This window comes from Pseudomonas sp. FG1 (assembly GCF_034313875.1).
Lineage (GTDB): Bacteria > Pseudomonadota > Gammaproteobacteria > Pseudomonadales > Pseudomonadaceae > Aquipseudomonas > Aquipseudomonas veronii.
In genome coordinates this window covers 6,320,997-6,343,487 of sequence record NZ_JAVIWP010000001.1, presented here as the reverse complement: position 1 = coordinate 6,343,487, position 22,491 = coordinate 6,320,997, and the positions used below count along the sequence as shown (strand labels likewise).

Sequence of the window (22,491 nt, the reverse complement as noted above, 5' to 3'; positions counted from 1 at the left end):
CCCTCACTGCAAGGAGCCGCTCGGAACGCCGATGCGCCAGATCTGGAAATCTTTTCGAGCCCTTTATTTCGCCTCCTTGATGATGCTGATCGGCTCCGGCCTGCTCAGTACGTACCTGGCCTTGCGCCTGGCGGCCGACAACGTCGACAGCCTGTGGGTCGGCGCGCTGATGGCGGCCAACTATTCCGGCCTGGTACTGGGCGGCAAGATCGGCCACCGCCTGATCGCCCGGGTCGGGCATATCCGCGCGTATGCCACCTGTGCCGGGATCGTCGGCGCGGCGGTGTTGGGCCATGGCCTGATCGACTGGCTGCCGGCCTGGATCGTGCTTCGGATCATCGTGGGCCTGGGGATGATGTGCCAGTACATGGTCATCGAAAGCTGGCTTAACGAGCAGGCGGATGCCAAGCAGCGTGGCGTAGTGTTCAGCGGCTATATGATTGCGTCCTACCTTGGCCTCGTGCTGGGGCAGTTGATCCTGGTGATGCATCCCCAGCTCGGCCCCGAGTTGCTGATGCTGGTCGCGCTGTGCTTCGCCCTGTGCCTGGTGCCGGTGGCGATGACCCGGCGCATTCACCCGGCGCCCCTGCGTCCGGCGCCGATGGAGCCGCGTTTCTTTATCCAGCGGGTGCCGCAGTCGTTGAGCACGGTGCTGGGGGCGGGGTTGATCGTTGGTTCGTTCTACGGTTTGGCGCCGCTCTATGCGTCCCAGCAGGGGCTGAGCACCGAGCAGGTCGGTCTCTTCATGGGTAGCTGCATTTTTGCCGGGTTGGTGGTGCAGTGGCCGTTGGGCTGGCTGTCGGACCGTTACGATCGCGCACTGTTGATTCGCTGCTTCGCCCTGTGCCTGGCGGTGGCGGCATTGCCGTTGGCGATCCTGAGCAAGGTGCCGCTGGAAGTGCTGTTCGTGGCCGGGTTCCTGTGTTCGCTGGTGCAGTTCTGCCTGTACCCGCTGGCCGTGGCGTTTTCCAACGACCACGTCGAAGGTGATCGTCGGGTATCGCTGACGGCCATGCTGCTGGTGACCTATGGCGTGGGCGCCAGTATCGGGCCGTTGCTGGCCGGTGTGGTGATGAAGCTGTTTGGCAGCCAGATGCTGTACGCGTTTTTCAGCCTGTGCGCGCTGATCCTGGTGTGGCGTATCCGGCCTAAAGCGGTGACCAACCTGCATCAGGTCGACGATGCACCGCTGCAGCACGTGGCAATGCCTGACAGCATGTCCAGCTCGCCGCTGGTGGCGGCCCTCGATCCGCGGGTCGATGAGCAGATGGTGCAGGAGCAGATGCAGACGGCGGTTGTCGAGCCCGAGCCTGAAACCGACGCGGAATCACCGGCGGATGAGCCGCTCTTCGAAGGGCCGCCGGAACCACCGGGCCCGGATGAGCATCCCCACGGCCTGAGCAGGGCGCGCCCCTGAATGCAAAAACGGGCAGATCCCCAAAGGGTCTGCCCGTTTTTTATCGCGATCTGAATGCTTAAAAATCGTCGTCTTTATCGAAACGTCGTGCTTCGCGTTGCAACTGGTACACAAAACGCTCGACCTGGCGCTGTACCAGGCCGCTCATGTTGTGAAAGCGCACGCCGGCGAAGGTGGTGTTGATCTTCTCTTCGAAGTGCAGGTAACGCAGTTCGACCGAGGTGGTCATGCTGCCAAAGGGCAGTGCGGCGATAAAACGGTCGTAGACCTGGCCCAACTGCAGGCGCTCGGAAATATCGCCTTCAAAGCGCAATTTGCAGCCGGTGGCGGAGATATCCAGCAGCTTGCCGCTGACCGGCGCCTTGAGTTTCTCGCCGCCCAACTCGATATTCACCAATTGCGCGAGTTTCAGCGCGGCGCGGAACGCATTGCGGCGCTGATGGTAGACCACTTCGTCCGGCATGTTGCCGCTGTAGATACGGTGGCCGCCTTTTTCGCTGATGCTCAGGGTGCCGTTGCTTTCCCAGGCAACGCGCACGCCGTCGTGAAAGCCTTCGATGCGGAAGGGTTCGCCATTCTCAAGGTAGCGTTCGCCATCGCGGGGGATCATTTCGTCCAGGGCCAGGGTCTTGCTGTCCCGGTCGACGTCGACCAGGTAGCTTTGAAAGCGCTGGCTGCGTTCATGGAAGGTGATGATCAGCGGGTCATGGCTTTCTTGCAGCATGCGCAAGGTGCCAGCGATTTCCAGAGGCGTGGTGAACACCTTGGGTGGCTGCGGAGCTTCTTCCGCATTAAGGGCGTTGAACACGGTTCTTCCATCTCCTGACAAAATACGACTACACGCAAGAACCATCATTTTGCCAGTATGTCGCACGCCTTGGATAGGGCGCACGTTAAACCGACGTCAGGCTTGGCTGCGGGTGCTTGGCTTGACCAGGCGCGAGGTAGAGCCTTGGGCGTTATACAGGGCCGGAGGTTCGCCGCCATGGAGTATGCGCAACTGATTGGCGGTCGTGGCTTGCTGAAGCTGGATCGACTGACCGTTGAGCAGGTTGGCTTCCTGACACTGGGTGAGTAATTGATTGAGTTCTTTGCTTTGGGCCAGCAACCGATCGCCGACCGAGGAATGACTGGCCAACTGAGCGAGGCCGTCTTGATCTGCCGGTAGGCCGAGGCTGACGAGAATCTGGCTACGCTTCTTGCCGTGCTGTTCCAGCAGGACAATCAGCGACTGCTTACGCGCCAGGATTTCTTCCAGCAGCGGCATATCCCGGCCATAGAGGGCCAAGGATTCTTCTTTGAGCAGCTCGAGCAATTGTTGCGTCGGCGCCAGATCATCAATGATCAGTTGAAGCAGATTTTCGTCGTGGTGCATGGCTGGCCTTGGGTTTTAAGCGTCCAAAAGCCTGGCGCAGGCCTTTGCCTAGCGCTCGGCTTCGAAGTTAAGCAGCTTGCTGGCTACACGGTTGCTGTCGACTTTATAGCTGCCATCGGCGATTGCCTGTTTCAATTCGGCCACACGGGCTTGATTGACGACGGGTTGATCGCGCAGCGAGTCAGTGACCTTCTGCAACTGTTGAGCCTCATTGCTCAGGTGTACGGATTCCCCGCTTTGGCTGGCGCCGGCCTGTTCCGCTTTGGCGGGCAGAGGCTGGGCCTTGGCGTCTACGCTGTCCTTGGTGCCGCTGGTGCGCGTAGTGCCTGGCAAAGCCGGGGCGTTATTCAAACGGCTGAAATCGATGACCATGATAAAAAAACCTCTGGGTATTTGGACGCTTGCCATGGTTTCGGCCATACCCGGACAAACTTTAGGCGCGATTGACAATAAACCTGCATGCACGAACGTCAGGCGTACAGTGTAGGAAAAGCTGGCGTCCTATTCCAGTGATCTATAAAGCCACCTCGACTTGGCCCGGCGCGGTGACCCGTGCCTTGATGACGCGGTTGGAATTGAGGTTCTTGACCCGGATCTGTTCGCTCATGCCGCCGTTGGACAGCGCTTCGCCCGGCATCTTCACATTCAGCCCGCCGCTGCTGGCGGAAATGATGACCTGGTCGCCCTTGCGAATGACTTCTGCCTGTTCAAGATGGACCAGGGTGATGACCTGGTCGGCGACCATTGGTCGGGTCAATCGTTGCCCGACAGCCTGGTCCACTGACGTCAGGTAACCCTGGTTGATCAGGCTGATGTCCCGCTCGCGCAAGATGACATCCTCATAGCCGATGATTCCGCTGCGTTTGAGCGGCCGCGACACCACGACGACATCGCGGAACAGTTTGACCTGGGCGGGCACGAACACGGTCCAGGGCGAGGTCCCTTCACAGCGCACCTTGACCGTCACGCGACCAATGGGCTGGGCCGGGCTTTCCAGGCTGGCTGTCAATTCCTTGTCGCACATCGGCATGCGCAGGCGCGGATCCAATTGGTTGACCTGGATTTCATAGCGTCCTGGCGTCTGGGTGGTTGCCAGATAATCTTCTACAGTGAATTCAAGAAAGCCTTGGGTGACGCCGATAAGTAGATCAGGCAAGGTGACGTCGGCGGCGCGGGCAGTGATGCCTGCGCCCACGGCAAACAACGCCATCCAGGCGCAGAGCAATCTGCGATACCGTGAGTGGCGGGTGCGTCGGGAAACTGTCGTTTTCATATCCATAGCCAATAAAAAGCAAAGCTCGTGCCGTTTAGTGTTGGGTGCGCGTCGTACCCCCAAAGGTTTTAGCGTAGGAGTCTGGGCATGGCAGGTGTAATGGATTCAGTAAACCAGCGTACACAGCTGGTAGGGCAGAATCGCCTGGAGTTGTTGCTTTTTCGCCTGGACGGCAAGCAGCTCTATGGCATCAACGTGTTCAAAGTGCGGGAAGTGCTGCAGTGTCCCAAGCTGACGATCATGCCCAAGTCGAGCCCGGTGGTGTGTGGCGTAGCCAACATCCGTGGCGCGACCATCCCGATTCTCGACCTGGCATTGGCCACGAGTTCGGCCGGCCTGCAAGACCGCGAGAACCCGTTTGTGATCATTACCGAATACAACACCAAGACCCAGGGTTTCCTGGTGCGCTCGGTGGAACGTATCGTCAACATGAACTGGGAAGAGATCCATCCGCCGCCCAAGGGCACCGGTCGCGATCACTACCTCACGGCGGTGACGCGGGTAGACAACCAGTTGGTCGAAATCATCGACGTGGAGAAAATCCTCGCCGAAGTCGCACCGACTTCCGAAGCGATTTCGGTTGGCGTCGTCGATGCCGAAACGGCGCACAAGGCGGTTTCGCTGCGGGTGCTGACGGTGGACGACTCCTCGGTGGCGCGTAAACAGGTGACCCGTTGCCTGCAAACCATCGGCGTTGAGGTGGTGGCGCTCAACGATGGCCGCCAGGCGCTGGATTACCTGCGCAAACTGGTGGATGAAGGCAAGAAGCCGGAAGAAGAATTCTTGATGATGATTTCCGACATCGAGATGCCGGAAATGGACGGCTATACCCTCACGGCTGAAATACGCAACGATCCACGCATGCAAAAATTGCATATCATCCTGCATACTTCGTTGTCGGGCGTATTCAATCAGGCGATGGTCAAGAAGGTCGGTGCTGACGACTTCCTGGCTAAGTTCCGCCCTGATGACCTGGCATCCCGGGTAGTCGACCGGATCAAGGCAGCAGATCACGGCTAGGGGAATTTCCCTGGCGGTCACACGATTTAAGAGGCGGTATCATTGTCTACGGGTAATTTGGATTTCGAACAGTTCCGGGTCTTCCTGGAAAAAGCCTGTGGCATATTGCTCGGTGAAAACAAGCAGTATCTGGTATCCAGCCGTCTCAACAAACTGATGGAACAGCAGGGCATCAAGTCCCTCGGTGAGTTGGTCCAGCGGATTCAGAGCCAGCCGCGCAGCGGGCTCAAGGAAATGGTGGTCGATGCCATGACCACCAACGAAACCCTATGGTTTCGCGACACCTACCCCTTTGAGGTACTCAAGAGCAAAGTGCTGCCCGAGGCCATCAAGGCCAGCCCGGGTCAGCGTTTGCGGATCTGGTCGGCAGCCTGTTCCTCGGGGCAGGAACCGTACTCGATTTCGATGGCGATCGACGAGTTCGAGCGGACGAACATGGGCCAGTTGAAGGCCGGCGCGCAAATTGTCGCCACCGATCTGTCGGGCACCATGCTCACTAACTGCAAGACCGGCGAGTACGACAGCCTGGCCCTGGGCCGCGGTTTGTCCCCGGAACGCCTGCAGCGTTACTTCGACCCGAAAGGGGCGGGGCGTTGGGCGGTCAAGGCGCCGATCAAGAACCGGGTGGAGTTTCGCTCGTTCAACCTGCTCGACAGCTACGCCAGCCTGGGCAAGTTCGACATGGTGTTCTGCCGTAATGTGCTGATCTACTTCTCGGCCGAAGTGAAGAAAGACATCCTGCTGCGCATCCACGGCACGCTCAAGCGCGGGGGGTATCTGTTCCTCGGTGCATCCGAGGCGCTGAACGGCCTGCCGGATCATTTCCAGATGGTGCAGTGCAGTCCTGGGATCATTTACCAGGCCAAGTAAGTCGCACGCAGTCAAAGTGTGGGAGGGGGCTTGCCCCGATAGCGGTGTGTCAGTCTCAGCATCTATGACTGAACCACCGCTATCGGGGGCAAGCCCCCTCCCACATTTGTTTTGCGGCAAGGTAAAAGCGGCAACTCCCGATTGCCGCTTTACTGGCGCCACGCGGAAGCCGCTTGCCGCTTTTCTGGCATTGCCGCCGGCAATCTCTGCGTAACCCCTTGATATATGGGCTTTAGCCAGATTGGCATGCACCTTGCTATAACCCTGTTAACGAACAGCAGGTCAGCCTAAAGGTTTCCGCCATGAGCATCAGCTTCGATAAAGCGCTCGGTATCCACGAACAAGCCCTCGGCTTTCGCGCCCAGCGTGCCGAAGTCCTGGCCAACAACATTGCCAACGCCGACACCCCGAACTACAAGGCTCGGGACCTGGACTTCTCCGCCGTGCTCGCCGCACAGCAGGACAAGACCAAGAACGGCACCTTCGCCTTGAGCATGACCAACAGCCGTCATATCGAAGCGCAAGGCCTGAGCAGTGGCGACGAATCGCTGCTGTATCGCACGCCGATGCAGCCGTCGATCGACCAGAACACCGTCGACGCGCAGTTGGAGCAATCGGCCTACGCCGAGAACTCGGTGAACTTCCAGGCCAGCTTCACCCTGCTCAACAGCAAATTCAAAGGGCTGATGTCAGCCCTGCGTGGAGAGTAAGCCATGTCCTTAGCCAGTGTTTTCAATATTGCCGGTAGTGGTATGAGCGCGCAGACCACGCGCCTGAATACCGTCGCCAGTAACATCGCCAACGCCGAGACGGTGTCTTCGAGCATTGACCAGACCTACCGCGCCCGTCACCCGGTGTTCGCCACCATGTTTCAGGGCGGCCAGAGCAGCGGCGGCGATTCGCTGTTCCAGAATCAGGACGCTGCCGGGCAAGGCGTGCAGGTACTCGGCGTGGTTGAAGACCAGAGCAATCTGGAAGCGCGCTATGAGCCTAATCACCCTGCGGCGAACGAAAAAGGCTACGTGTACTACCCGAACGTCAACGTGGTCGAGGAAATGGCTGACATGATCTCTGCCAGTCGCTCGTTCCAGACCAACGCGGAAATGATGAACACCGCCAAAACCATGATGCAGAAGGTCCTGACCCTGGGTCAGTGATAAGGGGCGCCAAACAATGGCCATTGTTGATACGACGAACAACTCGGCAGTCCAGGACCTGTTCAACAGCAAGGTCAAGACTGCGACGGACAACAGCAGCCTCAGCACCGCCACCAAGACGGCAACGGGCAACCAGTCGCTGGGCAAGGATGCGTTCCTGCAACTGTTGGTGACCCAACTGAAGAACCAGAACCCGCTGTCGCCTCAGGACAACGGTGCGTTCGTGGCTCAGTTGGCGCAGTTCAGTAGCCTGGAAGGCATCAACACCCTGAACGACTCGGTAAACAGCATCTCCAGCAACTTCAGCTCGTCGCAAGCATTGCAGGCTTCGTCGCTGGTCGGTCGCTCGATCATTACCCAGACCGACAAGGCGCTGGTGGACACCAGCAAGAGCATGACCGGCTCGGTCGCAGTGACGGCGGCAACGGGCAACGTCTCGGTCAAGATTACCGACAAAGACGGTGTCGTGGTGCGTACCCTCGATATGGGCGCACAGAGCGCGGGCAGTTCCGACTTCATCTGGGATGGCAAGAACGCCAACGGTGAGGTCGCCCCGGCAGGTACTTACACCTTTACGGCCACCACCAAGAATGACGCGGGCGACGCAGTGGCTCTGGCCACTTCGCTGCCGGCGACGGTCACCAGCGTGACCCTGAGCAAGACCGGCGGCGAAATGCTGCTCAACCTTGCGGGCGGCATGGGCAGCGTCAAGCTGTCGCAAATTCAGACTATCGGTACATAGAGCCGGCTAGATACGGCAGAGGGAGAGAAACATGTCTTTTAACATCGGCCTGAGCGGCCTCTATGCAGCCAACAAACAACTGGACGTGACCGGCAACAACATCGCCAACGTCGCGACCACTGGCTTCAAATCGTCTCGTGCGGAATTCGCGGACATCTACGCGGCGTCCAAGCTGGGCACCGGCCAGAACAGCATCGGTAACGGTGTGAACCTGGCGGCCGTGTCCCAGCAATTCACCCAGGGCGACGTCAACAACAGTGGCGGTATCCTGGACATGGCGATCCAGGGCGGTGGCTTCTTCGTACAGAAGGGCAGCGACGGTTCGCTGGAATACACCCGTAGCGGTGCTTTCCGTGCGGACAAAGACGGCTACATCACCAACAACACCGGTACTTCGCGCCTGCAAGGCTACGCGGCGGATGACAACGGCAAGATCGTCAAGGGCGGCTTGGTCGACCTGCAACTCAACTTGTCGAACCTGCCGCCAAAAGCCTCCAGCACCGTCGATTCCAGCAGTAACCTGAACTCCTCGGAGCCGGTGATCGACCAGGTGGCCAAGCCATTCAACCCAACCGACACCAAGACCTTCACCACCCAGTACAGCACCACCTTGTACGACACCCAAGGCAACGCTCACCCGATGGTGCAGTACCTGGTGAAGACGGACTCCAACCAATGGAAGTCCTACACCTTGATCGACGGGCGTAACCCTGACGGTACCCCGATCAGTGGCGCAGGCGCGGTGGCACCTGTCGCGTCGACCTTGACGTTCGACACGGCTGGTAAGCTCGCTGGCGTGGTCACCCCGCCCAGCGCAGTCTCCAACACCACCCTGACCATTTCCAACTGGAAACCGGGCACCGTGACCGACGGTGTATGGACGGCTAACGGCGCCGCGGCCAACACCGGCGGTATTGCGGTCAACATGGCGAATATCACCCAGTACAATTCGGCCAGCTATCGCAACCCGCCGGTCACCGATGGCTATGCCACCGGCCAGATCACCGGGCTGAAAATCGACGGCAGCGGTGTACTGTTCGCCACCTTCAGCAACCAGCAGAGCAAGGCCATTGGCCAGATCTCCCTGGCCAGCTTCAACAACGAACAAGGCCTGCAACCGGCAGGCGGCACGGCCTGGAGAGAGACGTTTGCCTCGGGCCAACCGGGATACGACACCCCTCAAGCCGGCACCCTCGGTTCGATCGTGGCCAACTCCCTGGAGAACTCCAACGTCAACCTGACCAACGAGCTGGTGGACCTGATCAAGGCCCAGAGCAACTACCAGGCGAACGCCAAGACCATCTCCACCCAGAGCACCATCATGCAGACCATCATCCAGATGACCTGATGCGCTAACGCTGCACAAGAAGCCCCTCGATCGAGGGGCTTTTTTTTGGTTCTTCACGGAATCCCGGGAAACACAGAAACAAGAACGCCGATTTGATGGATGATGTTCGTGCGAGCAAACACATCTAAAAAACCGGCGTTCTTATGCGCGATATTAATACTTTCCTTCCTTTTTGGGAGGGCTTTTCTGTCGTCGCGATCAAACCTGACGGTGATGCCCTTCAAATCGATCTGATCCCCCAGGCCACGCGATTTCCCACCTGTGGTGGCTGCCAAAAGCTCTGTTCAACAACTCATGAGTACTGCGATCGAGTCGTGCGTGACTTGCCGATTCTCGGTCGCGCAGTCCGCCTCAACGTGCAGCTCAGGCGTGTTAGTTGCCGTGATTGTGGCAAGCGCATGGAGGTCGTCAGTTGGCTGGATCGCTATGCCCGCATGACGCGCCGGCTGGCAGAGGCCGTTATTCAAGCCTGCGAACGCCTTCCTACACTGCATGTTGCGCAAATGTTCGGGCTGCACTGGGACACCGTTCGGTTGCTGGAGCGGCGCGCTCTGCAAGCGGCGTTGAGTGCCTTACCCAAGGCCCAGCCACGGCGCCTGATAATGGACGAGTTCGCGTTATTCAAAGGTCATCGCTACGCCAGCGTGGTGTTGGACGCTGATACTCGGCGAGTGCTTTGGATCGGCGAAGGCCGTAGCCGAGCGGCAGTCAGACCGTTTTTCGAAGAGCTGGGGCCAGAAGGGTGCGCCCGAATTGAAGCGGTAGCGATGGACATGAACACGGCTTATGACCTGGAGGTTCGCCAACACTGCCCAAAAGCACGGGTGATTTATGACCTTTTCCATGTGGTCGCCAAATATGGCCGAGAAGTGATTGATCGTGTTCGCGTTGACGAGGCGAACCGACTGCGCCATGACAAGCCCGCTCGAAAGGTCATAAAGCAAGCGCGATGGTTGCTATTGCGTAACCCGGAGAACCTGAAAAAGCCGGAACAGCAGGTTCATTTACAGGATCTGCTGGCCGCTAACCAATCGTTAATGACGGTCTACTTGATGAAGGCCGAGCTCAAAATGCTCTGGGCGCCGAGCGATGCCTGGGACTGGAGATCAGCCTGGAAGCAGTGGCTGCGTCACGCTCAAGAAAGCGAAATACCCGCACTGATCCAGTTCGCAAAGCGACTAAAGGGCTACTGGCGGGGCATCGTGAGCCGGGTACGCTGGCCAATGCACACTGGTCAGTTGGAAGGAATAAACAATCGAATAAAGGTCATCAAACGAATGGCGTACGGTTACCGGGACAGCGAATTCTTTTTCATGAAGATCAAGAGCGTCTTTCCCGGCAATCCGTGAAGAACCTTTTTTTTGCGTTTTATTTGGCATCAGGACCTTTTCCCACCCCCGATGCGGTTACGAGGTGACACGCCTTTGTTGGAACGCACCACACCTGTCTTTCCACCTATCAAGCCGAGAAGCGTTGGGTTGTTTCATTACCTGGGAGAGGCGGTATGTGGAATTCATCGATATCCGGCCAAGGGGCTGGGGGGATGCGTTACGAGGGGGGTGGGGAGGACAGTACCAGAAGGGGGTCAACCAGTCTGATGGCACCAAGGACGACAAGGGGGCCGTCAAGGACAGTATCACGAAGCTGATCAAGGAGCTTGAAGATGCCGAAAAAACCTCCAAGAACCAGACGGCCCAGGAGCTGCGGGACAAGCTGAATGAAAAGCGAAAGGAGCTCGGCGAAGAGAAGTTCAAGGAGATCCTCGAAGAGGTGAAGAAAGACGCGCCTGAGGGCTTTCAGGCGTTCATGAAGAGAGCCTTCCCGGAGGAGTTTCCGGATGGCCCGGATGCGCCGCCGTCACCAGCACCGTCTCCATCCCCCTCTCCGGACGGCGGTGGGGGCGGGGGTGGCGGCGGTGGAGGCGGTGGCGGTGGCGGTGGCGGTGGCGGTGGTTTCGGCCCCAGCGAGTCCATGAGCAACAAGCCGATTACCGAAGGCGCGAAGCATTTCGACTACAAGCCCGATGACAGCGAGCCGGGGAAAAAACCGGAGAATATCTGGAGCGGCTTCAGACAGGGGCCGGACGGCAATTGCGTGACGGTTTCGGCGATTAAAGCCGCCATGATGCAATTTGGCGAGAAGCCCACCGACGTCTTCAAAGAGGTCAAGGAAACGGGTAATGGCTACTCTGTGACCATGCGCGATGGTGTCAAGGTTGACCTGACCAAGGATGAAGTGCGGCTGGCTGCCACCCATGCACGTTTCCAGGGCGATGACCCGAAAATGATGACCAACGCCAATTTCATGTTTGCCGTCAGCGCAAAACGGGCGCAATTGGAAAACAACGATGGCACTGCCGGGCGCAGCTTTCTGGATGGCATACGTACCCTCAATGATGGCGAGTACACTCGGGAAGGGTTGGACCGTCTGGGCTTGCGCAAAAATTACCGGCAGGCCACGGATGCCGACTTGCGAAGCAGCAAGGTGGGGACGGTGGAGTATGGCGGTCATTCGATGGCGGTGATCGATGGTCGGATTGAACTGTGGGGCAAGCGGGGCGGGGTGCCCCGGGCGGGGATTGCGACCATATTGTTCGACGACTGACGAGCCTTTGCCCAGGCAAAAGAAAACCCCGATAAACCCAACTGCAGCAAGGGGTTATCGGGGCTTTTCAAATCCCGGGCCATCAAGCCCGGAACGTGCTCAGCTTATTGGCAGGCTTCGCAATCCGGCTCGTCGATCGCGCAGGCTTTCGGCACGGGGGCCGGGCCGGCCGGTGCGGCGAGCACCGAGTCATCACCGTGGTTGCCGCTGGAAACCGCGTTCAGCTTGCCGGTGTTGATGGTCGACTTCTCGGTGCTGGTCGCGGCCAGGGCACGGAGGTAGTAAGTGGTTTTCAGGCCACGGTACCAAGCCATGCGGTAGGTCACGTCGAGCTTCTTGCCCGAAGCGCCGGCGATGTACAGGTTCAGCGACTGCGCCTGGTCGATCCACTTCTGGCGACGGCTGGCGGCGTCAACGATCCATTTGGTGTCCACTTCGAAGGCAGTCGCGTAGAGCTCTTTGAGTTCTTGCGGGATGCGCTCGATCTGCTGCACCGAACCGTCGTAGTACTTCAGGTCGTTGATCATGACCGAGTCCCACAGGCCGCGGGCTTTCAGGTCGCGAACCAGGTACGGGTTGATCACGGTGAATTCGCCCGACAGGTTCGATTTCACATACAGGTTCTGGTAGGTCGGTTCGATCGACTGCGACACGCCAGTGATGTTGGCGATGGTCGCGGTCGGTGCGATGGCCATGATGTTGGAGTTACGGATACCTTTCTGCACACGGGCACGCACCGGCGCCCAGTCCAGGGATTCGTTCAGGTCAACGTCGATGTACTTCTGGCCACGTTGCGCAATCAGGATCTGTTGCGAATCCAGCGGCAGGATGCCTTTGGACCACAGCGAGCCCTGGAACGTCTCGTAGGCGCCGCGCTCGTCGGCCAGGTCGCAGGAAGCCTGGATCGCGTAGTAGCTGACCGCTTCCATGGACTTGTCGGCGAACTCGACCGCGGCGTCCGAACCGTAAGGAATGTGCTGCAGGTACAAAGCGTCCTGGAAGCCCATGATCCCCAGGCCGACTGGACGGTGCTTGAAGTTGGAGTTCTGCGCTTGTGGCACCGAGTAGTAGTTGATGTCGATCACGTTATCGAGCATGCGAACAGCGGTGTTGACAGTGCGCTCCAGCTTGGCGGTGTCCAGCTTGCCGTTGACGATGTGGTTCGGCAGGTTGATCGAGCCCAGGTTGCAAACGGCGATCTCGTCCTTGTTGGTGTTCAAGGTGATCTCGGTGCACAGGTTCGAGCTGTGGACCACGCCTACGTGCTGCTGCGGGCTGCGCAGGTTGCACGGGTCTTTGAAGGTCAGCCATGGGTGGCCGGTTTCAAACAGCATGGACAGCATTTTACGCCACAGGTCTTTGGCCTGGATGGTCTTGAACAGCTTGACCTTGCCTGGGTACTCGGTGAGGGCTTCGTAGTACTCGTAGCGCTCTTCGAAGGCCTTGCCGGTCAGGTCGTGCAGGTCCGGCACTTCGGATGGCGAGAACAGGGTCCACTTGCCGTCGTCGAAGACACGCTTCATGAACAGGTCAGGAATCCAGTTGGCGGTGTTCATGTCGTGGGTACGACGACGGTCATCGCCGGTGTTCTTGCGCAGCTCGATGAACTCTTCAATGTCCATGTGCCAGGTTTCCAGGTAGGCACACACAGCGCCTTTGCGCTTGCCACCCTGGTTGACCGCTACGGCAGTGTCGTTGACGACTTTCAGGAACGGTACGACGCCCTGGGACTTGCCGTTGGTGCCCTTGATGTACGAACCCAGTGCGCGCACCGGCGTCCAGTCGTTGCCCAGGCCGCCGGCGAATTTGGACAACATGGCGTTGTCGTGGATCGCGTGGTAGATGCCCGACAGGTCGTCCGGCACGGTGGTCAGGTAGCAGCTCGACAGCTGTGGACGCAGGGTACCGGCGTTGAACAGGGTCGGCGTGGACGACATGTAGTCGAAGGACGACAACAGGTTGTAGAACTCGATGGCGCGGTCTTCTTTGTGCTTCTCTTCAATCGCCAGGCCCATGGCCACGCGCATGAAGAACACTTGCGGCAGTTCGAAGCGGATACCGTCCTTGTGGATGAAGTAACGGTCGTACAGGGTTTGCAGGCCCAGGTAGGTGAACTGCTGGTCGCGCTCGTGGTTGATCGCCTTGCCGAGTTTTTCCAGGTCGAAGGTGGCCAGGACCGGGTTCAGCAATTCGTATTCGATACCCTTGGCGATGTAGGCCGGCAGGGCCTTGGCGTACAGGTCGGCCATCTCGTGGTGGGTGGCGCTGTCGGCCACGCCAAGGAAGCCCAGGCCTTCGGCACGCAGGGTGTCCATCAACAGGCGCGCGGTGACGAACGAGTAGTTCGGCTCGCGTTCAACCAGGGTACGGGCGGTCATCACCAGGGCGGTGTTGACGTCGGTCAGGGCCACGCCGTCGTACAGGTTCTTCAGGGTTTCGCGCTGGATCAGGTCGCCGTCGACTTCTTCCAGGCCTTCGCAGGCCTCGGTGATGATGGTGTTCAGGCGGCCCAGGTCCAGCGGCGCGAAGGTGCCGTCGGCCAGGGTGATGCGGATCGATGGGTGCGCCTGTATGGCGGCTTCGTCGGCCGGGGAGCGAACGGCACGTTCCTTGGCGCGCGAATCACGGTAGATCACGTAGTCGCGGGCGACTTTCTGCTCGCCGGCACGCATCAGGGCCAGTTCGACCTGGTCCTGGATTTCTTCGATGTGGATGGTGCCGCCCGAAGGCATGCGACGCTTGAAGGTCGCGGTGACTTGTTCGGTCAGGCGAGCAACGGTGTCGTGGATGCGCGACGAGGCGGCAGCGTTGCCGCCTTCAACTGCAAGAAACGCTTTGGTGATGGCGACGGTGATTTTGTCATCGGTGTAAGGAACGACAGTGCCGTTACGCTTGATCACGCGCAGTTGGCCGGGTGCAGTGGCGGACAGATCCATATTCGAATCAGCGGCCTGCGGCACGGAGCCCTGCGGGTTCTCGCGAGTTGTGTCGGTTTGCATGGGGGGTTGTCTCCACATTCTATATTTATTTGGGCACCATCACGGTGCCCACCGTTCCGTCCTGAAGCACTTACAGCAGGCCTTGGCCTGGCATAACAACTTCGGGACAGGAGGAAGGGGGGCTTATCGCGCCGCTTCCATGCCGAAGTCTTCGGTTTGGTGCTCAAAAGCGCCTCGCCGTATTCCTGGTGGGTGACAGTTGCCCGGTTCAAGCACTGCAACACCCGTACCGTTTTGCGCTGTTGGAGCGCTAAAACGGTTGCCATCCGCATGAGCGGTTTGGGCTTTCAAAAAATGCTGGAGTTGGACCAAACAGGAGCAAGAAAGGGCTTGAGTTTCTTGTCTGATTTGTGTTTGGTCTTTTAGTTCAAAACCCTACATGTAGGGTTTTTTTGGCGCCGAGGTACAAGATAATGCGTTTTTGGAGGCTTAGCAATCCAGGGGTTGTGGATAACGCTGTGAGTAAAATGTGTATGAAACGTAGAATGCCCGTGTAGGCCGCAGTACTGCGGGACCGCGCCGTTTGTCACTGAATATTCCAAGAAAAAAACGGCTCTTTGGATTTTTGAGGGCGCGAACCCTATCACAAAAAAACCGCATCACCGAATGCATTTCCTGGCTTGTGTTCGAGGGTTGGGGCATGGCTACAATCGATCATTGTTATGCCCTCACAACATTACAAATAAGGTGTGGCTGGCGAAGATCAACCAATCCCCTAATAACAACGAGGATTACCTGTGGAGCATGAAGCCTGGCAAATCCTGATCGTCGAGGATGACGAGCGATTGGCCGAGTTGACCCGTGATTACCTGGAGAGCAACGGCCTGCGCGTGTCGGTGGAAAGCGACGGCGCCCAGGCTGCGGCGCGGATCATCGCCGAACAGCCGGACCTGGTGATCCTCGACCTGATGCTGCCCGGCGAAGATGGCTTGAGCATCTGCCGCAAGGTGCGCGAGCGCTACGACGGGGTGATCCTCATGCTCACCGCGCGTACCGACGACATGGACCAGGTATTGGGCCTGGACATGGGCGCCGACGACTACGTGTGCAAACCCGTGCGCCCGCGCCTGCTGCTGGCGCGTATCCAGGCCCTGTTGCGCCGCAGCGAGCCGGCGGAACCGGCCGTCGCGCAAAACCAGCGCCGCCTGCAATTCGGCCCGCTGCTCGTGGATAACGCCCTGCGCGAAGCCTGGCTGCAGGGCGAGGGCATCGAGCTGACCAGCGCCGAGTTCGACCTGTTGTGGCTGCTGGTGGCGAATGCCGGGCGCATCCTGTCGCGCGAAGAAATCTTCATCGCCCTGCGCGGCATCGGCTACGACGGCCAGGACCGCTCGATCGACGTGCGTATCTCGCGCATCCGTCCGAAGATCGGCGACGATCCGATCCACCCGCGCCTGATCAAGACCGTGCGCAGCAAAGGCTATCTGTTCGTCCCCGAAGCCGCTGCCGACATACCGCTGTGAACTCGATCTTCCTGCGCATCTACGGCGGCATGTGCGCGGCGCTGATCCTGGTGGCGCTGCTGGGCGTGCTGGCGTTGCACCTGCTCAACGACGTGCGCAGCGGGCAGTACCGCGAGCGTCTGGCCCACGGCACCTTTGCCTTGATGGGCGACAACCTGCAACCCATGAGCGCGATCGAGCGCCAGCGCGCACTGGCGGTGTGGGAGCGCCTGTTGGGCATTCCCCTGATGCTGCGCACGTACACCGATGCCCAACTGGACCTCGGCCAACGCACCCGCCTGCAGCATGGCCAGGTGCTGGTGCAACAGACCGGCCCCCATGCGGCGCGGGTCCTGCGTTTGGTCAGCGAGCAGGATCAGTTGGTGCTGGAAGGTGAAGTGCAACAGATCAGCGAGCAATTGGCGCGGGCGACGATCTACCTGTTGGCCGACGAGTTGGTGCGTTTTCCGGTGGCTGAGCAACCGCAACGCCTGGCGGATATAAAGGAAGCCAAAGGGTTTGGCTTCGAGATGCACCTGATGGCCCTCGATCAGGCCGATATGGACGACGACCAGCGCCGCCGCGTGTCGGAGGGCGATACGGTGATGGCGCTGGGCAAGGGCGGCGACTCGATTCGGGTGTTTGCCGGCATGGTCGGCACGCCCTGGGTGCTTGAAATCGGCCCGTTGTATCAAATGAACCCGTACCCGGCGCAATGGTTGATCCTGATCGCATTGATCGGCCTGACCCTGATTGGCCTGATCGTCTATCTGTTGGTGCGTCAGCTCGAGCGCCGGCTCAGAGGTCTGGAGGCCGCTGCCACGCGCATTGCCAAAGGCAACCTGGAAGTGCGCGTGCCCGCGCGCGGCGCCGACTCGGTGGGGCGCCTGGCCGCCGCCTTCAATGGCATGGCCGAGCACCTGCAGCAGTTGCTCGCGATCCAGCGCGAACTGGTGCGCGCGGTGTCCCACGAGTTGCGCACCCCGGTGGCGCGCCTGCGTTTCGGCCTGGAGATGATCGGCGAGGCCGCCACTCCGCAGGCCCGGCGCAAATACCTCGAAGGCATGGACAGCGATATTCAGGACCTCGACGGCCTGGTCGACGAAATGCTCACCTACGCGCGCCTGGAGCAGGGCGCGCCGGAGCTGAATTTCCAGCGGGTCGACCTCAATGCGTTGCTCGACCAGGTGATCGGCGAATTATCGCCACTGCGCCCGCAGGTCAGCGTGAGCCGTGGTATCTGCCTGTCATCGGTGCATTGGGACGATGCCTGGGTCGATGCCGAACCGCGCTACCTGCACCGCGCCCTGCAGAACCTGGTGAGCAACGCCATGCGCCATGCCCAGGGCCGGGTGCTGATCAGTTACCAGGTCGGCCAGGTGCGCTGCCGCATCGATGTGGAAGACGATGGCCCCGGCGTACCGGAAAGCGCCTGGGAACGCATCTTCACGCCGTTCCTGCGCCTGGACGACAGCCGCACCCGCGCTTCGGGCGGGCATGGCCTGGGCTTGTCGATTGTGCGGCGGATTATCCATTGGCATGGCGGGCGGGCATTGATCAGCAAGAGCAACAACCTGGGAGGGGCGTGCTTCAGCCTGAGTTGGCCGCGGGACCAGGATAAATCCTGATACTGCTATCGGGAGCAAGCCGAACCCTCGCACCGCCCCTCTTGGAATGCATTCCAGTGTGGGAGGGGGCTTGCCCCCGATGACGCTAGATCAGACGCCGATTGCTACAAGGCTCAACAACTGTTCCCCATCCACCGCAAATTGCCCAACCAACTCCTTGCCGTGGCACCACTCGCCGGACAACTCCGTCAGCAGCCGCAACCGCATCTGGCCGTGCTCGGACCATTCCACCACTTCGGCATGCTCAAAGTAGAAGCGCTTCTGCACGATCGGGTAGAGCGCCTTGAACAGGCTCTCCTTGGCCGAAAACGTCAGCGTCACCAGCCGCGCATGTTGCTCACGCGGCAACCTGGCCATGCGCTGCAACTCATCGGCGGTGAGAATTTCCCCCGCCAGGCGTTCCGCGCGCTCCAGGCTCAGGACATTTTCCAGGTCCATCCCCAGCCCGCGCCATTGCGCCTTGTGCCCGACGATCGCCGCCGCGTGCCCGCTGCTGTGAGTGATGGAGCCGCTGATGTGCGGCGGCCACACCGGCGCCCGGTCTTCGCCGATTGCCGGCACGCAGTCCAGGTTATCGAGTTGTTGCAAGGCGGCGCGGGCGCATAACCGCCCGGCGAGAAACTCCGCCTGGCGCTTGGCCACCGAACGCTGGATGCTCGCCGGCGGCGGCACCGCGCTGCGTTGGAAATCACCGGCGATCAACAGGGCCGGATCAAAGCGCGTACTGAGCAACACCGTGCCCGGCAAGGGATCGGGCAGTGGCCAATGGGCGTCGAGTGGGGTGCAGCAAGCGGGTAGGGGCGTCATGGGCGGTATTTTGCCGAGTTGGCGCGCCAGTGGATAGTCCGTAGCGGTTCAGGCCAGGTTCAGAGCCTGTTCAGGGGGAGTTCAGGGGCGCTTGCGTAATGTGGGCCTACAGCCTACGTGGAGGTAAGTACCATGACTGCAATCAAGAAGCTGATGTTGGCGTTGACCATGTTCACTGCCACCGCCGGGGCGCAGGCCAGCGATGGCGCCTTTGCGGCATTCGGTAGCGAGAGAACCAAGAAATCCAGCACGCTGATGCAGCGTGTGAGCTTCGAGGCGGTGCGCAGCCAGGCCGCGCCTTGGGGCCAGTCGCTGGGCTCGAGCAGCCCGCAGGCGACTTATCGTGCCGGTTATGAGCATCTTGGTGGCCAATACAATGGCATTAAACTGCGCCCGCAAGACCTGCAGGGCCGCTATGATATCCCTCTGTCGGACAGTTGATTTGCTTTGGAGAGCCTTATGAAATTGCTGGTCGTGGAAGATGAGGCTCTGTTGCGTCATCACCTGTATACCCGCCTGACCGACAGCGGGCACGTGGTCGAAGCCGTGGCCAACGCGGAGGAGGCCTTGTACCAGACTGGCCAATTCAACCATGACCTGGCGATCATCGACCTCGGCCTGCCCGGCATGGGCGGTCTTGATCTGATCCGCCAACTGCGCGCCCAGGACAAGACCTTCCCGATCCTGATCCTCACCGCTCGCGGCAACTGGCAGGACAAGGTCGAAGGCCTGGCCGCCGGCGCCGACGACTACGTGGTCAAGCCGTTCCAGTTCGAAGAACTGGAAGCGCGGATGAACGCGTTGCTGCGTCGTTCCAGCGGCTTTACCCAATCGACCATCGTCGCCGGCCCCTTGCTGCTGGACCTCAACCGCAAGCAGGCCTCGTTGGACGAGCAGCCCCTGGCGCTGACCGCCTACGAGTACCGGATTCTCGAGTACCTGATGCGTCACCATCAGCAGGTAGTGCCCAAGGACCGCTTGATGGAGCAGCTCTACCCCGATGACGACGAGCGCGACCCGAATGTCATCGAAGTGCTGGTCGGCCGCCTGCGCCGTAAACTGGAAGGCCCGGGCGGGTTCAAGCCGATCGACACCGTGCGCGGCCTGGGCTATCTGTTCAATGAGCGCTGTCGTTGATTCGCTCGTTACGTGTGCGCTTGATGCTGGCGGCCGCCACCCTGGCCGTGCTGTTTATGCTGGGTTTGTTGCCGGCCATGCAGGGCGCGTTCAGCCTGGCCCTGCAGGACTCGATCGAGCAGCGCCTGGCGTCGGACGTCACCACCTTGATTTCGGCGGCGCGGGTCGAAAACAACCGCCTGCAGATGCCGGCGCAGTTGCCGGACGAACGCTTCAACCTCACCGATAGCCGGTTGCTCGGTTATATCTACGACCGCGAAGGCCATCTGGTGTGGCGCTCGCGGGCAACCCAGGAAGAAAACATCAACTACAGGCCGCGCTATGACGGGCGCGGTAATGAGTTTGCGCGGATTCGCGAGGGCAATGGCCAGGAATTCTTCGTGTATGACGTCGAGGTCAAGCTGCTCGGCGGCAAGAGTGCGGCGTTCAGCATCGTCGCGCTGCAACCGGTGCGCGAATACCAGTTGACCCTCGAAGGCCTGCGCGAAAACCTCTACCTGGGCTTCGGCGCGGCGTTGCTGGTGTTGCTGACGTTGCTCTGGCTGGGCCTGACCTGGGGCCTGCAAGCGTTGCGGCGCCTGAGCCAGGAGCTGGACCAGATCGAAGGCGGCACCCGCGAAAGCCTCAGCGAAGAACACCCGCGCGAACTGCTGCGCCTCACCGGGTCTCTCAACCGCTTGCTGCACAGTGAACGCGAGCAGCGTACCCGCTACCGCGATTCCCTCGACGACTTGGCCCACAGCCTGAAAACCCCGCTGGCGGTGTTGCAGGGCGTGAGCGAAGACATGGCCCAGCGCCCCGAAGACCGCGACCAGGCCTGGGTGCTGCAATCGCAGATCGAACGCATGAGCCAGCAGATCAGCTACCAGTTGCAGCGCGCCAGCCTGCGTAAAAGCGGCCTGGTACGCCATCAGGTACGCCTGCAGCCGGTACTGCAAAGCCTGTGCGACACGCTGGACAAGGTCTACCGCGACAAGCACGTCAAAGTGAGCTTCGCGTTGCCGGACGCGTGCGATGTGCCCATCGAAAAAGGCGCTTTGCTGGAACTGCTCGGCAACCTGCTGGAAAACGCCTACCGCCTGTGCCTGAGCGAAGTGCGTATCAGCCTGGTGGAAAGTCTGGATGGCATCGAACTGTGCATCGAAGATGACGGCCCCGGTGTGCCGCCCGACCAGCGCGCGCGGATTCTGCAACGGGGCGAGCGGCTGGACCGCCAGCACCCGGGGCAGGGGATCGGCCTGGCGGTGGTCAAGGACATCATTGAAAGCTACGGCGCGCGCCTGACCCTGGGCGACTCGCCTTTGGGGGGCGCGGCGTTCAAGATCCACTTTCCGACCGTTTGACCTTCCTTGAGCGGCGCCTGCCTAACTCTCCTGTGCCCGATAAGCCCCCGGCGTCAATCCCGTCCACTTCTTGAACGCCCGATGAAACGCCGACGGCTCGGAGAACCCGAGCTGCTCGGCAATTTCCTGCAATGACAGATCCGCGCGTCCCAGGTGGTAAATGGCGATGTCCCGCCGCAGCTCATCCTTGAGCGCTTGAAAACTGCTGCCTTCTTCACGCAGATGTCGGCGCAGGGTCTGCGGGCTGATGTGCAGGTGCTGGGCAACGGCGTCCAGGTCCGGCCAGGGTGTGCGGTCACGGCTGAGCAGGCGGCGGATCTGGCTGCTCAAACTGTCGCCCTCATCGGGCCGCGACAACAAGTCGGCGGGGGAGCGCTGCAGGAAATGCTTGAGGGTGCGCTCGTCCTGCAGCAGCGGCAGGCTCAAGTAACGCGCAGGAAACACCAGGCTGCTGTTCGGTGCGTCGAACACCTGCGGGCAGGGAAACAACAGGTCGTATTCGCTGGCGTGGGCCGGCATCGGGTAGCTGAACGTGGCCTGCTGCAGGCGGATGCGCTGGCCGATCAACCAACTGCCGAGGCGATGCCAGATCAGCAGCAGGGATTCGCTGAGAAAGTGATCCGGGTCCCCGAGCTGGGAGTCGTCCAGGCTCAAGCGGGCCATTTCGCCTTCCCGTGTCAGCTGCCAACGCGGACCTTGTGGGAATAGGCTGTAAAACAACAGGCCGCGTTCGAGTGCCTTCTCCAGGGTGCGGCAATGGATCAGCGCGTGGCACATCATGGCGAACGTGCCGCGCTTGCTCGGACCTTCGGCAAAGCCCAGGTATTCGTCGTCCAGCGCGAGCCAGAGCATTTGCAACAGCCGGGTAAATTGTTCCGGGGCGATGCGGGCGCGGGGTTCGTTCAGCAGTTCCGGGGTGATGCCCACCTGCTGCAACAGGCCCGAGTAGTCGTAGCCGGCCCGGCGCGCACCGCCGAGGGCCGCTCGGGCGTAGTGACTGGCGATGGTACGTTCGCGCATGCAAGGGCCTCGTCCATGGAAGGGCGGATGGTAGCCATCACCCGCTACAGCGACAAGGCGGATATCCGCCAAATTGTAGGACGAGATACGGCGAGTTGGCGGAAACCCGCCATGCAATGGACGGCGCTCAGACGCGCCTTGATCCCTCCAGCCCTGATGTCTAGGGGGCTTCAGGCCGTTTCAGCAAAGTGGCACGACGTTTGCGATAAGGATTACAGCGCAGGCTTGGTCCTACAGGTCTCGCAAACAACAAATCCCTCCAGTGCAGGAGGGTTCGCAATTCAAGTGCCGTGGGCAATGGCGGATATT

The 22,491-nt window shown here is 60.3% G+C and carries 21 protein-coding genes; 14 read left to right on the top strand and 7 right to left on the bottom strand.

Annotated features, from left to right (window positions below; genetic code table 11):
- Positions 1 to 31: 31 nt before the first annotated feature.
- Positions 32 to 1,417, top strand: a complete 1,386-nt coding sequence (locus RGV59_RS29170) for an MFS transporter (protein ID WP_126587257.1) — start codon at positions 32 to 34, stop codon at positions 1,415 to 1,417.
- A gap of 58 nt (positions 1,418 to 1,475) precedes the next feature.
- Here RGV59_RS29170 and RGV59_RS29165 read toward each other — a convergent pair whose 3' ends face one another.
- The 4 genes from RGV59_RS29165 to flgA all read right to left on the bottom strand — a co-directional run bounded on the left by RGV59_RS29165 (position 1,476) and on the right by flgA (position 4,071).
- Complete coding sequence (locus RGV59_RS29165; protein WP_017849177.1) at positions 1,476 to 2,225, bottom strand: flagellar brake protein; 750 nt, start codon at positions 2,223 to 2,225, stop codon at positions 1,476 to 1,478.
- Positions 2,226 to 2,321: 96 nt separating this feature from the next.
- Positions 2,322 to 2,792, bottom strand: coding sequence for a flagella synthesis protein FlgN (locus tag RGV59_RS29160; RefSeq protein ID WP_017849176.1), 471 nt, complete (start codon positions 2,790 to 2,792; stop codon positions 2,322 to 2,324).
- A gap of 48 nt (positions 2,793 to 2,840) precedes the next feature.
- Positions 2,841 to 3,164 (bottom strand): flagellar biosynthesis anti-sigma factor FlgM, encoded by a 324-nt coding sequence (gene flgM, locus RGV59_RS29155; RefSeq protein WP_017849175.1) that lies wholly within the window; start codon positions 3,162 to 3,164, stop codon positions 2,841 to 2,843.
- 142 nt (positions 3,165 to 3,306) lie between these two features.
- On the bottom strand, positions 3,307 to 4,071 hold the full coding sequence (gene flgA / locus RGV59_RS29150; RefSeq protein WP_032804943.1) for a flagellar basal body P-ring formation chaperone FlgA: 765 nt from the start codon (positions 4,069 to 4,071) through the stop codon (positions 3,307 to 3,309).
- A gap of 81 nt (positions 4,072 to 4,152) precedes the next feature.
- Here flgA and RGV59_RS29145 point away from each other — a divergent pair, with 81 nt between their 5' ends.
- From RGV59_RS29145 to RGV59_RS29110, 8 genes are all read left to right on the top strand, one after another.
- Positions 4,153 to 5,085, top strand: a complete 933-nt coding sequence (locus RGV59_RS29145) for a chemotaxis protein CheV (RefSeq protein WP_026140310.1) — start codon at positions 4,153 to 4,155, stop codon at positions 5,083 to 5,085.
- Positions 5,086 to 5,127: 42 nt separating this feature from the next.
- Positions 5,128 to 5,955: a protein-glutamate O-methyltransferase CheR gene (gene cheR / locus RGV59_RS29140; protein ID WP_026140309.1), complete on the top strand. Its 828-nt coding sequence runs from the start codon at positions 5,128 to 5,130 to the stop codon at positions 5,953 to 5,955.
- A gap of 302 nt (positions 5,956 to 6,257) precedes the next feature.
- Entirely contained in the window at positions 6,258 to 6,665 is a 408-nt protein-coding gene (flgB, locus tag RGV59_RS29135; protein WP_126587256.1) for a flagellar basal body rod protein FlgB, read from the top strand.
- Between the two features lie 3 nt (positions 6,666 to 6,668).
- On the top strand, positions 6,669 to 7,112 hold the full coding sequence (flgC, locus tag RGV59_RS29130) for a flagellar basal body rod protein FlgC (protein ID WP_046382341.1): 444 nt from the start codon (positions 6,669 to 6,671) through the stop codon (positions 7,110 to 7,112).
- A 16-nt stretch (positions 7,113 to 7,128) separates the two neighbouring features.
- On the top strand, positions 7,129 to 7,854 hold the full coding sequence (gene flgD, locus RGV59_RS29125) for a flagellar hook assembly protein FlgD (RefSeq protein ID WP_046482146.1): 726 nt from the start codon (positions 7,129 to 7,131) through the stop codon (positions 7,852 to 7,854).
- 31 nt (positions 7,855 to 7,885) lie between these two features.
- Positions 7,886 to 9,202 carry a flagellar hook protein FlgE gene (gene flgE / locus RGV59_RS29120; RefSeq protein WP_046482149.1) on the top strand — a complete coding sequence of 439 codons (1,317 nt, stop codon included), beginning with the start codon at positions 7,886 to 7,888 and terminating at the stop codon, positions 9,200 to 9,202.
- 143 nt (positions 9,203 to 9,345) lie between these two features.
- Positions 9,346 to 10,551, top strand: coding sequence for an ISL3 family transposase (locus RGV59_RS29115; protein ID WP_126587417.1), 1,206 nt, complete (start codon positions 9,346 to 9,348; stop codon positions 10,549 to 10,551).
- Between the two features lie 157 nt (positions 10,552 to 10,708).
- Positions 10,709 to 11,806, top strand: a complete 1,098-nt coding sequence (locus tag RGV59_RS29110) for a hypothetical protein (protein ID WP_322247133.1) — start codon at positions 10,709 to 10,711, stop codon at positions 11,804 to 11,806.
- A gap of 104 nt (positions 11,807 to 11,910) precedes the next feature.
- Here RGV59_RS29110 and RGV59_RS29105 read toward each other — a convergent pair whose 3' ends face one another.
- Entirely contained in the window at positions 11,911 to 14,805 is a 2,895-nt protein-coding gene (locus RGV59_RS29105) for a ribonucleoside-diphosphate reductase subunit alpha (RefSeq protein ID WP_046489252.1), read from the bottom strand.
- A 737-nt stretch (positions 14,806 to 15,542) separates the two neighbouring features.
- Here RGV59_RS29105 and RGV59_RS29100 point away from each other — a divergent pair.
- Complete coding sequence (locus tag RGV59_RS29100; protein ID WP_102618400.1) at positions 15,543 to 16,268, top strand: response regulator; 726 nt, start codon at positions 15,543 to 15,545, stop codon at positions 16,266 to 16,268.
- The gene (locus tag RGV59_RS29095; RefSeq protein ID WP_046489255.1) at positions 16,265 to 17,875 is read left to right on the top strand and encodes an ATP-binding protein; all 1,611 of its coding nucleotides are present in this window, start codon (positions 16,265 to 16,267) and stop codon (positions 17,873 to 17,875) included. The genes RGV59_RS29100 and RGV59_RS29095 overlap by 4 nt, the downstream gene beginning before the upstream one ends.
- A 90-nt stretch (positions 17,876 to 17,965) precedes the next feature.
- On the opposite strand, the gene RGV59_RS29090 is transcribed toward RGV59_RS29095, so the two are convergent.
- Positions 17,966 to 18,682 carry a 4'-phosphopantetheinyl transferase family protein gene (locus RGV59_RS29090; RefSeq protein ID WP_126587165.1) on the bottom strand — a complete coding sequence of 239 codons (717 nt, stop codon included), beginning with the start codon at positions 18,680 to 18,682 and terminating at the stop codon, positions 17,966 to 17,968.
- Between the two features lie 132 nt (positions 18,683 to 18,814).
- Here RGV59_RS29090 and RGV59_RS29085 point away from each other — a divergent pair, with 132 nt between their 5' ends.
- Genes RGV59_RS29085 through RGV59_RS29075 form a run of 3 tightly spaced genes read left to right on the top strand, consistent with a single transcriptional unit; the run spans position 18,815 to position 21,162 of the window.
- Positions 18,815 to 19,123 carry a hypothetical protein gene (locus tag RGV59_RS29085; protein WP_102618402.1) on the top strand — a complete coding sequence of 103 codons (309 nt, stop codon included), beginning with the start codon at positions 18,815 to 18,817 and terminating at the stop codon, positions 19,121 to 19,123.
- An 18-nt stretch (positions 19,124 to 19,141) separates the two neighbouring features.
- The gene (locus RGV59_RS29080; protein ID WP_046382350.1) at positions 19,142 to 19,819 is read left to right on the top strand and encodes a response regulator; all 678 of its coding nucleotides are present in this window, start codon (positions 19,142 to 19,144) and stop codon (positions 19,817 to 19,819) included.
- Complete coding sequence (locus RGV59_RS29075) at positions 19,816 to 21,162, top strand: ATP-binding protein (protein WP_126587164.1); 1,347 nt, start codon at positions 19,816 to 19,818, stop codon at positions 21,160 to 21,162. The genes RGV59_RS29080 and RGV59_RS29075 overlap by 4 nt, the downstream gene beginning before the upstream one ends.
- A 21-nt stretch (positions 21,163 to 21,183) precedes the next feature.
- Here the strand turns inward: RGV59_RS29075 and RGV59_RS29070 are convergent, their stop codons facing one another.
- Positions 21,184 to 22,182, bottom strand: a complete 999-nt coding sequence (locus tag RGV59_RS29070) for an AraC family transcriptional regulator (protein ID WP_046382352.1) — start codon at positions 22,180 to 22,182, stop codon at positions 21,184 to 21,186.
- Positions 22,183 to 22,491 lie beyond the last annotated feature (309 nt).

Bases quoted from the DNA above. Each gene is read 5' to 3' on its own strand.
- RGV59_RS29170 (WP_126587257.1), top strand. From the start codon at position 32: ATGCGCCAGATCTGGAAATCTTTTCGAGCCCTTTATTTCGCCTCCTTG.
- RGV59_RS29160 (WP_017849176.1), bottom strand. From the start codon at position 2,792: ATGCACCACGACGAAAATCTGCTTCAACTGATCATTGATGATCTGGCG.
- flgM (WP_017849175.1), bottom strand. From the start codon at position 3,164: ATGGTCATCGATTTCAGCCGTTTGAATAACGCCCCGGCTTTGCCAGGC.
- flgA (WP_032804943.1), bottom strand. From the start codon at position 4,071: ATGGATATGAAAACGACAGTTTCCCGACGCACCCGCCACTCACGGTAT.
- RGV59_RS29145 (WP_026140310.1), top strand. From the start codon at position 4,153: ATGGCAGGTGTAATGGATTCAGTAAACCAGCGTACACAGCTGGTAGGG.
- flgB (WP_126587256.1), top strand. From the start codon at position 6,258: ATGAGCATCAGCTTCGATAAAGCGCTCGGTATCCACGAACAAGCCCTC.
- flgC (WP_046382341.1), top strand. From the start codon at position 6,669: ATGTCCTTAGCCAGTGTTTTCAATATTGCCGGTAGTGGTATGAGCGCG.
- flgD (WP_046482146.1), top strand. From the start codon at position 7,129: ATGGCCATTGTTGATACGACGAACAACTCGGCAGTCCAGGACCTGTTC.
- flgE (WP_046482149.1), top strand. From the start codon at position 7,886: ATGTCTTTTAACATCGGCCTGAGCGGCCTCTATGCAGCCAACAAACAA.
- RGV59_RS29115 (WP_126587417.1), top strand. From the start codon at position 9,346: ATGCGCGATATTAATACTTTCCTTCCTTTTTGGGAGGGCTTTTCTGTC.
- RGV59_RS29105 (WP_046489252.1), bottom strand. From the start codon at position 14,805: ATGCAAACCGACACAACTCGCGAGAACCCGCAGGGCTCCGTGCCGCAG.
- RGV59_RS29090 (WP_126587165.1), bottom strand. From the start codon at position 18,682: ATGACGCCCCTACCCGCTTGCTGCACCCCACTCGACGCCCATTGGCCA.
- RGV59_RS29085 (WP_102618402.1), top strand. From the start codon at position 18,815: ATGACTGCAATCAAGAAGCTGATGTTGGCGTTGACCATGTTCACTGCC.
- RGV59_RS29080 (WP_046382350.1), top strand. From the start codon at position 19,142: ATGAAATTGCTGGTCGTGGAAGATGAGGCTCTGTTGCGTCATCACCTG.
- RGV59_RS29070 (WP_046382352.1), bottom strand. From the start codon at position 22,182: ATGCGCGAACGTACCATCGCCAGTCACTACGCCCGAGCGGCCCTCGGC.